The organism is Rothia sp. HMSC072B03 (assembly GCF_001809565.1).
GTDB classification, from domain to species: Bacteria; Actinomycetota; Actinomycetes; order Actinomycetales; family Micrococcaceae; genus Rothia; species Rothia mucilaginosa_A.
Map to the genome: position 1 here is coordinate 525,127 of NZ_KV797970.1, position 12,028 is coordinate 537,154.

Below are 12,028 nucleotides of genomic sequence, written 5' to 3' on the forward strand. Positions count from 1 at the left end.
GCACGGTGCCGCTGAAGGGTGCGGCGGGGGCGTTCGCTCAAGCCAAAACGGACCGCGGCGGGTTTGAACCCTGCCGGGCGGGCGACTTTAGAAGAGCGAGCCCTGCACCCTCACCCGCGTGAATCCCCGGTCGGGAACCACCAGCAGGTTGCGCCACTCGGCGGTGTTGACGAGGAACGCGGCGTCGGGATCGCCCACGTGGGCGCTCACAAACTGGCCCGCCGCACCCGTGCAGAAGAACCCGGCCGTACTACCGTCCAACGTCGAGTCGCACGGTGCGAGCGGTTCCGGGTTGCGCGCGCGCAGGGCCGCGTACGGGCGGTTCATCGCCAGGGAGGGAACCCACGGCTCGTCCAGGGCGGATAGCTGCAGGTCGGGCTCCCTCGCCAGGAACTCGGTGAGGGCGGCGCGGGCGCGGGCCACCGCATCCTCGTGGGCGGCGCGCAGCTGAGCACCCGGGAGCGGATGCGTCCAGGCGCGGTACTTGCTCGCCACCTGTTTGACCTGGCCGATTCCGGCGAGGGCGGTCACGGCATCCTCGGCGCGGCGTATGGTCAGCCCGTCCGGGGCAAGCGCAATGTAGGTGACCGTGGCGACGGCCTGCTCGTCGAGGCGTCGCGGGGTTGAGGTCAGGGAGCTCGTGCCGACCTTGTGGGTACCGTCTGGGAACGTGGCGATGTAGAGGCGGTGCTCCAGCATGGCGTAGGCGCGCATGGAGTCGGTGAGCGTTCCGGGGTAAAGGTGCGCGCTGTGCAGGGCGATGAATTCGTCGCGGGCGGCGCATCGGGGGCACTGCTGGCCCCGGTCGATGCGGGCGGCCTCGGGGCACGGGTGACGGCGGGTTCCGGGGGTGCCGGGGTCGGTTGAGCCGGTCGTGTAGCCGGAGCAGAAGCGGTACGGCGCGCCGGATGCGTCGAGGGCCACGCGCAGACCCAGGTAAGCCCCGGGGGTTAGCGGCACCCGGAGGCGTCGGCCCGCGGGGCGCGCTGGCAATTCGGCTTCCGCGGGGCCGGCCCCGTTCGGTCCGGGTTGGCCCGGTTCGGCCTTGATGTCCTCTAGCTCGAGTACGGGGCGGCGGTCCACCCAGCGCAGCTGCCGCCACACGAGGGCGCGCGGAGCGGTTTCGCCGCCAACGCCGGCGGCAGGTTCGGTGGGGCAGGCCTCGGCACCGTCGAGGGTGTTCTCGAGGAAGGCGTTCTCAAGCAGATTGGGGTAATCCATGACTATCAACTCTAGCGGTTTGAACGGCCCGAGAAGCGCTGCAGAGCGGCAAAGAGCCGGCCCGGCGGGGCGCCGCGAAAGAACGCTCTCAAAGCGCCGCGAGCCCGAGGGCGTAGAAAAGAGCCTAGAAAGGTTGGGCCGCCCTACCTCAAGCATGCCGGCCTAGCTCAGGCGGGCGAACCCCTCCGCGAGCGCCGAACGCATGTCGTCCAGGGTGCGCGACATGGTTTTGGTCTGGGCAATAATCGGCAGGAAATTGGTATCGCCGCTCCACCGCGGCAGAATGTGCTGGTGCAGATGGTCGGCAATTCCCGCGCCGCCCACCTTGCCCTGGTTAATACCAATGTTGAAGCCGTCGTTGTGCGAAACCTCGCGCAGAACCTTCATGGCGAGCTGGGTCAGCTGCGCAATCTCAAGGGTTTCCGCCTCGGTCGCATCGTCGTAGAAGGGAATGTGGCGGTACGGGCACACGAGCAGGTGCCCGGGGTTGTACGGGTAGAGGTTGAGAATCACGAAGGCGTGCTCGCCGCGGTGCACGATTAGAGACTCCTCGTCGCTGCGGCCGGGGGCGGTGCAGAACGGGCAGGTCTTTTCGGTGTAGTCCTTCTGCCCGCCGCTCACGTAGGCGGTGCGGTGCGGGGTCCACAGGCGCTGGAACTGGTCGGGTGCGCCGGGTAGCTCGAAGGAATCCTGCACCGAGGGTGCGGCGGTCTCGGGGGTCGTGTTCTCGCTCATAGTCCCATTCTATAGCGTTTTCACGTTCCTACCAGGGGCGTCCACGGGTCGGCAGCATGGGTCGGCAGAGGCCCCGCGGCAGAAGCTAAAAGGGGCACCGGTCCCGTCCACAAGAACGAAACCGGCGCCCCTCAACGCTACGGGCCCTAGCCCTCGAACTTCGTCAGCTGCACCGTGCGAGTCTCACCGCGGAAGGTGAGAGAGAAGGTCAGCATGCCGTCGCGCACCGCAAATTCCTTTTCGGATTCCGAAGATGCCAGCGGGTTGCTGTCCATCGTTCGGCGGTCGCCGACCGAGGTCCAGCTGTAATCCCCCTGACCGGCCTCGAAGGTTCCGACCCAGACGACCGTGGCCATCTCTTCATAGTTGAGGTGGTAGGTCACGGTGATCTTATTGCCGCGCACCACGGCAGCCACGTAGTTCTCGGTATCACCGAGCTGCAGCCATGTGCTCTCCGTCTGCGATGCGTCATCGCGCGGAACGTAGGTCTCGGAACTGGAGGAGGGAACCTCGGAGATAATCTGAATTTCCGAGGTTGCCGCGCCGGACGGGGTGGCACGAGCGGAGGCGAACGAGGCGTCATCGACGGTGACCGTTCGGGCGGCCAGGAATGCACCATTCGATGAGCTAGAAGCGCCGGCCGTTGCGGAGGCGCACATGCCCAGGGTGAGCGCACCGGTCAGAGCCAGCACGCCCAGAGTGGTTTTAGAAGCCACGGATTGCTCCCATTGATATGAGTGTTTGAGTGAGAGTTGTGAGTGCATGCCGGAACGAAACGAACATAAAACAACACCCCGTAGCACGCGGGCTACAGGGTGTCTTCGTACGCCAGCACGTAGATAGTGTATCCGCAGTGGTGACCTATTGTGTAGACCTACTAGGCATCTTGAGTGATAGTTTCCTCACGTTTTGACTTTTTGGGGAATAGTTTCGAGCTAACCATCCGGGGTGTCTCGCGGCCACAATGAGGGTTTGATGCGCTGTAAATTAAATGTTGCTTACCGTTGGATTAAGTGCGTTCAAGGTGCTTCGATACGTTTTGAGGGGAGCACCTGCTCGTACCCTCCCAAACCCCTCGAAACAGGGCCTCCCGAAGCTACTTGCGGGAACGGAATGAGAACTTCTCACGAATAATCGTGAAGGTCTGGCGGGTTTCCTCCAGCAGGGCCACGGGCTCCTGCTCGGACGCATCCTCGCGCACCGCAACCTCGCTGCCGGTGGCACGACCGGCCTCGGCACCAGAGTCAGCGCGGTCAGCCGCAACCCGGCGACTGAATCCAGCCCACTCTTCACTCGGGTCTTCAGCTCCCGAACCGCCACCCCAACCAGCGGCGGGCGCATCCGTCGCCGCGGGTACCGGGTGAATACCGTCCTCGTCCACCACCTCCCGAAGCGTGTAGGCCGGGTTATCGCGACGTGCATACTCGCGGGCCAGTAGCGCCCGAAGCTCCGCAATCTCCAGGCGAAGGTCGTCCACGTCAGCTTTGGTGGCGGGGTGCTCTTGCTCCTCCACTCCCCCGATTTTCTCGATAATCCAGCTCGCGAGCGCACCGGTAGCAACCGCGACCAAGCCCCCGCCGTACAGCATGACGATCACGGCGATGACCCTGCCGATACCGGTGACCGGGTAAACGTCTCCGTAGCCGACCGTGGCGAGGGTCGTGAACATCCACCAGTAGGCGGTGGGCAGGTCACGAATCATCGCGCCCGGCTCGGAGGACTCCACCGAATAGATCGACAGGGCAAACATGATGATGAAGATCGCGGTGTATCCGAAGAGCTTCACCGCCAGCTCTGAGAGCCTCTTATATTGGCGGTTGGCGGTCATATAAATCATGGAGAGGAAGCTGACAATACGCCACGCGGGCAGCAGCACAATCGCCAGGTTCATCAGGTTATGCGTGATGAAGTAGAGTCGCCGCGGCGCCAAGTACAGGCGAATGCAGTAGTCGGCGGCGAATAGGCCCCACAGGATCATCTGAATGATGTTGAGGTACCCGTCGTACGGCTCCTGAATACGCGTGCTCATGATGGGCGCGGCGAACGCAAGCAGGTACAGCACGGACGCCACGAACATGGGCGTGGAAGTGCGGTCTTCCCACGCGGCCAGGTTCTTCTCGCCGCGGTACTTGCTGAGCGTGCGGAAGAGGCGGGTTCGCGGAGTGCGACGCGGCGGGTCCGTGACGGTGCGGGTGACCGTGCGAATGGTCGTGGTGTGCGTTTCGGGTTCGCCCGCATCGATTATCTCGGCGGCATCATCGGGGTTGCCCTGAGTGCCTGCTTTCGGGGAGCCCGTATTCGGAGTGCCAGCTTTCTGGTCGCCCTTGCCGCGCGGGTGATGCGTGGTGCGGGTGATGCGACGCTCCTCGCGGTGCGTGCCGTCGGGTTCGTCGCTGGTGGCGTACTCTTCGACTACCTCTTCATAGTCTTCGTCCCGCGCGGGATCGTACGCGTCGTTGTCCGCGGGGTCCTGTGCCTGATTCTGTGCCGTCCTATCCATAAGAGACATGATACTCTGCGCCCTTTGGGCCCCGGAGCGCCTCCGAGTGTCCCGAAGCGTTCCCAAGCGTCCCCGAGTGCATTGGCAGGCCCGCGGGGTTGATTCTGCGGGTACCGACGCGGCGAGGTTTCGTTGCACCATATGCACAAAACTGGCACAATGTGTGATGCGTGCATCCACAGAAATTGCGAGCGCGCACCGCCGATATCTTCCGCCCATGAGTCCACACCGGAGTGCCCCATGACCCCTTCACGCTTCCTCTCCCCCGCCTTTCCCACCACGCCCTCGGGTCTTCCCGTGCACGGCCTGCACGGGGGCCGTGCACGGACCCGCGGCATCGCGCTGACCCTGGCCGCGGCCCTCGTCGTGCCCCTGAGCGGGTGCGCCACGCCGAACGCCGATTCTTCCGCCTCGGCCTCGGCCAGCGTGGACGGTTCGCTTGCGGTCAGCCGCGGGGTCGCCCCCGTTAATGAGGAGCGTGAGGGCTACCGCCTGTTCTCGGGTCGAGGCCCCGTCGATGAGGCCGTGTTCGAGGGCCCCTCGGGTGCCGGCTCGTACTCCTATATTGAGTTTGAGCGGCGCGGCGAGCCGACGGCCCCCATGCGCGTTTCCCTACGCGATGAGGGTGGGACCTCGATGGAGTTCCCGGCGGGTGAGTCGGGTGAAATGGGCGGCGTGTGGGTTCGCAATACCGCGGAGGCTCCTTCCGCGAGCGCGAGTGGTTCCGGGGTGTCGTTGAGCGCGACGCGGGTGACTGCCTCCACCTCGAACCTGGCCGATGACGCGCAGTGGGTGGTGTCGGTGCGCTCGCTGGGCGTTGATTCTTCTGGCGAGCTGACCGCCCCGGAGGGCCTGGCACTCGTGAGCCAGACGCTGTCTTCGGGCGATATTGTTCAGCAGGGCACGCGAGGTTTTGTTCACGATGCGACGGGCCGAACGAGTTCTGCCGCCGTGGAGAACCGTTCGGACGCACCGATTCGGGTGTACTGCGCGGGGACCACTCGCCAGGAGCGGAGCGTGCCCTCCGGCGGTCGTGTTTTCCTGGATGATCTGGGGGTGCGCGCGGCGGGTAAATCGCCGCTGCTGTGCGGTGTGGTGGCCTCGGATGCATCGGCCCGCTGGACCCTCACGACGCTGAGCTCCCGCGCGTAGACGAGGATTTCTTCGACGAGTCCTAAATCTTTCACCCCCTGCGGCAGGGGGGGCACCGGCGCGGGGCGGAAGGCAGGCAGCTTTCCGCCCCGCGTTTTTTAACGCGCTTTTTAAACCGTTGATACCTACCACTCTCCGTTCCCTACTCCCCCGCTTTGTAGCGCCGCGAACCGAAGGAGAAAACACCTCTCATTCTGGGCTTCGCCCTCTCAGCTCGCACCCAGTTTGCGCCCCGAAAGCGCGATGGCCGTTGCCTGCCGAATTGTTACAGCGTCCGGCGGGTGGAATCTAAAAAATCCGAATCGGTCCATATGCGGCGTAGGCACCTCCCCCGGGTGCACGCAAAAACCCACGGGATGCCAATAGATACAAGGGAAAACCATATTACTGCCCGGCGCATACCCGGCGCCCCATATAGTGACAGATAGTCTCCAAGCTTAGCCAACGCTAAGAAGAAAAGACGGGGTTCAAAGGAAGATACTGGATACAAGGACAGCATTACGCTCTTCACCAGTAAGGAAGCTCAAGATTATGACCGTTGTGTCAAACACGTCCGAAGCACTCAAGTCCCCCTACGAGGACACCCTCAAGCGCCTACTCTCCGATGCGCGCGCCGAGGCAGTCGAATCCAGCGTCTCCGAACTCGAACGCCTCGCTATTGCACACGACGCATCCCACTACCTGCTCGTGCCCGCCGGCCTGGTCCGCCCTGACTCTGCCGAAGACGTCGCAAACATCTTCCGCGCAGCCGGCGACCTCGGCCTGCCGCTCACCTTCCGCTCCGGCGGCACCTCCCTCTCCGGCCAGTCCAGCGGCGACGGCCTCATGGTCGACACCCGCCGCCACTTCAAGAAGATTGAGGTCCTTGAAGACGGCAAGAAGGTGCGCGTGCAGCCCGGCGCGACCATCATGATGGTCAACAACTACCTGGCGCCCTACGGCTACAAGCTCGGCCCCGACCCGGCATCCTGGTCCGCCTGCACCGTCGGTGGTGTGGTTGCGAACAACTCCTCCGGCATGTCTTCGGGTACCGCCTACAACACGTACAACACCCTGGACTCCATGGTGTTCGTGCTGCCCAGCGGCACCATCATTGACACCGCCGAACCGGACGCCGATCAGAAGCTGCGCTCCCTCGAACCTGAACTTCACGAGGGCCTGCTGCGCCTGCGTAAGCGCGTCACCGAGAACCCCGAATCCATGGCGAAGATTCGCCAGCAGTACTCCATGAAGAACACCATGGGTTACGGCCTGAACTCCCTGGTCGACTTTGAGACCCCCGTGGACATTCTGCAGCACCTGCTGATCGGTTCGGAAGGTACCCTCGGTTTTGTTGCTTCGGCAACCTACCGCACCCGCCCGATTCTGAAGAACATTTCCACCGGCCTGCTGGTGTTCAACAACCTGATTGATGCGGCGCGCTCCGTGCCCGAGCTGGTTGCTAACAAGCTGGCGACTGTCGAGCTGATGGACGCCACCAGTATTCGTGTGGCTCAGCGTACCGGTCAGGCTGCGGAGGCGCTCGCCGCCATCGACGTGAAGGACCACGCCGCCCTGCTGGTTGAGTTCCAGGGCAACTCCGAGCAGGAGCTGAGCGACCTTGCCGCCACCGCAGCCCCCATGTTTAAGAGCCTGCCGGTGGCTTCGCCGGTGTCGATGACCAGCAAGCTGTCTGAGCGTAACGCCCTGTGGGCAGCACGTCGCGGCCTGTACACCACCGTGGCGGGTAACCGCCGCTCCGGCACGAACGCACTGCTTGAAGACGTGGTTGTTCCTGTTGAGGTTCTGGGTAACACCTGTAGCGACCTGACCAAGCTGTTCGACTCGCACGGCTACAAGGATTCCGTGATCTTCGGTCACGCGAAGGACGGCAACATCCACTTCATGCTGAACGAGCAGTTCCGCGACCCGAAGCAGCTGGACCGCTACCGCGAGTTCACCGAAGAAATGGTTCAGCTGATTCTGGGCAACGAAGGCTCGCTGAAGGCTGAGCACGGTACCGGCCGCATCATGGCTCCGTTTGTGAGCCGCCAGTTCGGTGAGGAACTCTTCGACGTGATGCGCCAGATCAAGCGCCTCATCGACCCGAAGGGCTTCATGAACCCGGGCGTTCTGCTGGTTGAGCCGGGCACCGACTACGTGACCGATCTGAAGGTCGCCGAAACCGTTGAGGAAGAAGTCGACCGTTGTGTGGAGTGCGGCTACTGCGAGCCTGTCTGCCCCTCCCGTAACCTGACTTTGACCCCCCGTAAGCGTATTGTGCTGCGCCGTGAGATTGCCGCCGCTGAGGCGAACGGCGACCACGAGCTCGCTGAGCGCCTGCGTAAGGAGTACGAGTACTACGGCATTGAGACCTGTGCAGTGGACGGCATGTGCCAGACCCGCTGCCCCGTGAATATCAACACCGGTGACCTGATTCGCCGCCTGCGTTCTGAGAACCAGGACAAGCTGGCCGCTACCGGCTGGAAGATCGCCGCGCAGCAGTGGGGCATCATGGATAAGGTTGCCGGTAAGTCGCTGACTGTGGCGAAGAAGCTGCCGTTCCCCGTGGTGCACGGCACCACCAATATTGCCCGTAAGGTCATGGGTGACGACATGGTTCCTTCCTACAAGAAGGACCTGCCGGTTGGTGGCCCGGCACGTAAGCCGCATAAGGACGCAACCGCTGAGATCGTGTTCTTCCCCGCCTGCGTGAACTCCATGTTCGGCGGCGTGGACGGCGACGGCAAGCACGACCCGGTCAACGCAACTCAGGCGTTCATCCGCCTGTGCGAGCGTACCGGCGTGAAGTACCGCATCCCGGACAACATTGGTGAGATGTGCTGTGCTACCCCGTGGAAGTCGAAGGGCTTCACCGACGGCTACTCGATCATGAGCGACCGTGTGCTGAAGTCCCTGTGGGAGGCTACTGACGGTGGCCGCCTGCCGGTCGTGTGTGACGCTTCGTCCTGTACTGAGGGCCTTGAGGTGATGCGCGAGAAGGTTATTAAGGCGCTTGAGCACAAGATCGTGAACGGCCTGAAGCCGGGTGAGCCGGACTTCTCGCGTCTGCGCATGTACGACGCGGTGCAGTTCGCCGCCGACAACATGCTGGACAAGCTGACTGTGTCTGCTCCCCTGCCGTCGGTTGCTCTGCATCCGACCTGCTCCATGACTCACCTGGGCACTCAGCCTGCGTTTGAGAAGATTGCGAACGCGATGAGTGACGACGTGTATGTGCCGAAGCACTGGGGTTGCTGTGGTTACGCGGGTGACCGCGGTATGCTGCACCCCGAGCTGACGGCGAGCGCTACGGAGGCGGAGGCTGCCGAGCTGAGCGAGCAGAAGCAGTTCGCCGCATACATTTCGGCTAACCGCACCTGTGAGCAGGGTATGACGGAGGCGACCGGCCACAGCTACCAGAACGTGTTGCAGCTGCTGGAACGCACCACCCGCTAATTAGGGTTGAGCGCATAAGCTGACGAAAGAAGGGACCCGGCGGGCTATCTGATGGATAGCCTGCCGGGTCTTTTTGATGACTTAAAGTATCTCGCAGGAATCGATAACCCTGTATTATTGCTAGTCAGGACCCCTATGAGGGTCTCATCTCGATTGTTCACTCACAACGGCAGCGAAGGAGCACCGTGTCTATCACTCCAACTACTGTTCAGCTATACACAACTCTTTGGGAGGGTGATGTTGTAGAGCGTGTTACTTACCAGCTCTATAACCGAAACATCACGATTGATAAGCTCCCCCGCACTCTGCTTGAGAAATACAAAAACGAAGAGGAACTGCATTTCTCCGGTATCTACTTCCTCACGAATTCCTCAGCAAACGACCCCCGCCTGTATATTGGCCAGGCGGCAAAACGCCTGAATGGAAATGGGCTGATAGGCCGTATTCGTGAGCATGACCGCTCTAAGGATTTCTGGGATACCGCGTATCTGATTACTTCCACCGACAATTCTTGGGAAGCGACGGAACTGAACTACCTGGAAAGCGCGTTCTGTCGTGAGGCTCAGAAGGTTGGCAGATATCGTCTGGAGAATGGCATTATCCCCTTCGCCGGAAATATCGCAAAAGTGAAGAAAGCAATTCTGCGTTCCCTCGTCCTTGAAGTTCTACTGATGCTACGCGCGAGTGGTCACCGCATGTTTGAGCCCATCACCCCGAAGAAGGCTAAGTCGACGGGTACAGAGGTAACAGCGAATGCACCGGCTGATGATTCTTCTACTATTTCTCAGCCGGAAGAAGCTCAACTCCCTGCCGCTTTGGCTGATGCAGTATTCCGCATTAAGCGCAAGGAGTTGAAGCATCCGGCTCGCGCGCGGATTGTCAATATCTCTGGTACTCGTGTGGGCGTTGAAGTATTTGAGGGTGAGCTTCTGCCGGTGCGTGCACCGAAGAAGGCCGAGGCGCGCTATCTGAAGGATTTGGAGGCTTTGGAAGTTACCCGCGCTGAGCAGGTTGCCGCCGGTCACCTGGATGGTTTGAAGATTGTGAAACCGATTGAGTTTACAAGCCAGTCTGCTGCTTCCCGTTTTGTTCTGGGCGGCGCTTCGAGCGGTAATGCGGATTGGGTTTTGGAAACTGATCCGAACATTTCGCTGGGTGTGTTCCTGCAGAACCTTGACGGTTCTCAGAACTAATCCCCTGTGTGCTGTGTATGAGAAGACCCGGCGGATACTACTTCTGTAGTACCCGCCGGGTCTTCTGGTAGTTTTAGGATTACCCAGCCTAATTGCTCTCGCTCTCGAAGAGGCGGGCGCAAAGTTCCCCGTCAGCTTCGGTCACGATAATGACCGGTTTACCGCCCGCAACCTTGCGTGCACGGCCGAGTACGTCAGCCTCATCTTCGCCGGGAGCAACAGGGATAACGTGGCACTCCCCTCCCGCCTTCTGTGCAGCGAGCGCAACGAGTGCCTGATGTTCCGGATTGCGGCGGGCAGACAGGTTGAAGCGTCCCGCGATGCGAGCTCGTTCTTTCATCACTTCGATGCTTGCCATTCTTCAATCCTTTCAAATGCACCTTCTACGATAAAGGCTGTTGCTTCTTCGTAAGCGGCGTTGCTTTCCATAATACTATTCAGGGGTCGGTTCTCTTCGACTATGTAATAGCGAAGGCACAGGTATACCCGCGCAAGCACCGTGATTGACCGCCGCCGTCGCGCAAAAAGATTGGGAACAACTAGGTGCGAGTACAGGATTTCAAACGAACCCTAGTGCGCTACCGTAGACACACCATATGGCACAGACACACAAAAGAGAGGTAGGGCTGACAATAGCCCTACCTCTAAGATGTTTTAAGATAGCACGGTTGACTAGTCATGATTCCTGAATGCAAAGAAGTACATGGTAGCCGATGCCAAACCCATACCTAAGGAAATCATAAGAACGTTTGGTGAACAAAGATTTCCCATTCCCTGAATCACTGTCAAGAACAGACAGGAAAGAGAAAATACGAGGATAAAAGCACCTATGCTCTGAAAAATAATACTTTTCATAATATACCTCCTTGGTTGCTTATAATTCACCTCGGCAGCTCCATGCAGCTACTCCCAGCTGAGCGGCCAAACTGGGAAGACCCCCAGCCCCCTTTTCTCAGTTGCAGCACTTATTTTCGACTATTAAATAGTCCAATAACCAATACTGCTATTGAGATGCCGTAGAGAATTCCAAGCACCAGGTCGCTGACATTTGACACTACATTCAAGATAATTGCCAGGATCAAGAACAGCATCCCAACAGGAACATACTTATTCGACTTCATACGCTCGTGCTCCCTCAATAATCAACGGCGATACGCCATTTCAGGGCTATATTAAATATCTACAGTATACATAATATTGATCTATCGAGAAAATCGCCAAAATTGAGAGGAATCTGACGGTTGTTTCGTGCTACATCTTTTCATTGTGTTTTATTATCAATTTTACGAGTCACTACCCCCATTATCCAGTGAACAAATATCAAATTTAGAAACATTAAAATTACACACAGAATGGATGCTGCAACTATACTTTCAAAAGTAAGCCCCAAATATTCAACGGAACTATATACTAAATAAACACTACCCGGAAAAAGTACAATGCTTGAAATTAGCGACGGAATATACCTCCTTACTACGATGCTTTGCGCTATATGAATTAATAAATGTATCAAGAATGCGATAAACACACCTATCCACACTACATACATTTTCCATATTGTAGCCACATAGGTCACCGCAATACATATCACGTATTCTTCAAGAACCGCAACCGCAAACCCTTCAGTACTGAAGTTTCTATACAATTTTCGAAGGATGCTATATTTTTCTATTAGGTCAAGATTTTTTTCAAACCATACCCTGAAACCTACTATCTCCTCCATCTCATGGACCATAAAAATAACAGGAAACAACCACAGATTTACTTCCACTTTCACCTTCTAAATATC

Annotated in this window: 9 protein-coding genes; 3 read left to right on the forward strand and 6 right to left on the reverse strand. The window is 59.4% G+C overall.

Going from position 1 to position 12,028, the window contains the following annotated elements; translation table 11 throughout:
• Window positions 1-87: 87 nt before the first annotated feature.
• The 4 genes from HMPREF2630_RS08720 to HMPREF2630_RS08735 all read right to left on the reverse strand — a co-directional run bounded on the left by HMPREF2630_RS08720 (window position 88) and on the right by HMPREF2630_RS08735 (window position 4,465).
• Window positions 88-1,221 (reverse strand): hypothetical protein, encoded by a 1,134-nt coding sequence (locus tag HMPREF2630_RS08720; RefSeq protein WP_070484544.1) that lies wholly within the window; start codon window positions 1,219-1,221, stop codon window positions 88-90.
• Between the two features lie 162 nt (window positions 1,222-1,383).
• The gene (locus HMPREF2630_RS08725) at window positions 1,384-1,956 is read right to left on the reverse strand and encodes an HIT family protein (protein ID WP_049332458.1); all 573 of its coding nucleotides are present in this window, start codon (window positions 1,954-1,956) and stop codon (window positions 1,384-1,386) included.
• Between the two features lie 146 nt (window positions 1,957-2,102).
• Window positions 2,103-2,672, reverse strand: coding sequence for a hypothetical protein (locus tag HMPREF2630_RS08730; protein ID WP_070484547.1), 570 nt, complete (start codon window positions 2,670-2,672; stop codon window positions 2,103-2,105).
• 380 nt (window positions 2,673-3,052) lie between these two features.
• The gene (locus HMPREF2630_RS08735; RefSeq protein WP_246822777.1) at window positions 3,053-4,465 is read right to left on the reverse strand and encodes a potassium channel family protein; all 1,413 of its coding nucleotides are present in this window, start codon (window positions 4,463-4,465) and stop codon (window positions 3,053-3,055) included.
• 231 nt (window positions 4,466-4,696) lie between these two features.
• On the opposite strand from HMPREF2630_RS08735, the gene HMPREF2630_RS08740 reads away from it, so the two are divergent.
• The 3 genes from HMPREF2630_RS08740 to HMPREF2630_RS08750 all read left to right on the forward strand — a co-directional run bounded on the left by HMPREF2630_RS08740 (window position 4,697) and on the right by HMPREF2630_RS08750 (window position 10,239).
• The gene (locus HMPREF2630_RS08740; protein WP_070484550.1) at window positions 4,697-5,608 is read left to right on the forward strand and encodes a hypothetical protein; all 912 of its coding nucleotides are present in this window, start codon (window positions 4,697-4,699) and stop codon (window positions 5,606-5,608) included.
• Between the two features lie 531 nt (window positions 5,609-6,139).
• Window positions 6,140-9,046, forward strand: a complete 2,907-nt coding sequence (locus HMPREF2630_RS08745; protein WP_070484552.1) for an FAD-binding and (Fe-S)-binding domain-containing protein — start codon at window positions 6,140-6,142, stop codon at window positions 9,044-9,046.
• 185 nt (window positions 9,047-9,231) lie between these two features.
• Entirely contained in the window at window positions 9,232-10,239 is a 1,008-nt protein-coding gene (locus HMPREF2630_RS08750; RefSeq protein WP_070484556.1) for a GIY-YIG nuclease family protein, read from the forward strand.
• 88 nt (window positions 10,240-10,327) lie between these two features.
• Here HMPREF2630_RS08750 and HMPREF2630_RS08755 read toward each other — a convergent pair whose 3' ends face one another.
• Together HMPREF2630_RS08755 and HMPREF2630_RS09010 are read right to left on the reverse strand one after the other, a co-directional pair.
• A complete protein-coding gene (locus tag HMPREF2630_RS08755; protein ID WP_070484559.1) occupies window positions 10,328-10,597 on the reverse strand; it encodes an aminotransferase in 270 nt (89 codons plus the stop codon).
• A 903-nt stretch (window positions 10,598-11,500) separates the two neighbouring features.
• Window positions 11,501-12,010: an HXXEE domain-containing protein gene (locus HMPREF2630_RS09010; RefSeq protein ID WP_080975566.1), complete on the reverse strand. Its 510-nt coding sequence runs from the start codon at window positions 12,008-12,010 to the stop codon at window positions 11,501-11,503.
• Window positions 12,011-12,028: the final 18 nt, after the last annotated feature.

Bases quoted from the DNA above. Each gene is read 5' to 3' on its own strand.
- HMPREF2630_RS08735 (WP_246822777.1), bottom strand. From the start codon at position 4,465: ATGTCTCTTATGGATAGGACGGCACAGAATCAGGCACAGGACCCCGCG.
- HMPREF2630_RS08755 (WP_070484559.1), bottom strand. From the start codon at position 10,597: ATGGCAAGCATCGAAGTGATGAAAGAACGAGCTCGCATCGCGGGACGC.
- HMPREF2630_RS08740 (WP_070484550.1), top strand. From the start codon at position 4,697: ATGACCCCTTCACGCTTCCTCTCCCCCGCCTTTCCCACCACGCCCTCG.
- HMPREF2630_RS08745 (WP_070484552.1), top strand. From the start codon at position 6,140: ATGACCGTTGTGTCAAACACGTCCGAAGCACTCAAGTCCCCCTACGAG.
- HMPREF2630_RS08720 (WP_070484544.1), bottom strand. From the start codon at position 1,221: ATGGATTACCCCAATCTGCTTGAGAACGCCTTCCTCGAGAACACCCTC.
- HMPREF2630_RS08725 (WP_049332458.1), bottom strand. From the start codon at position 1,956: ATGAGCGAGAACACGACCCCCGAGACCGCCGCACCCTCGGTGCAGGAT.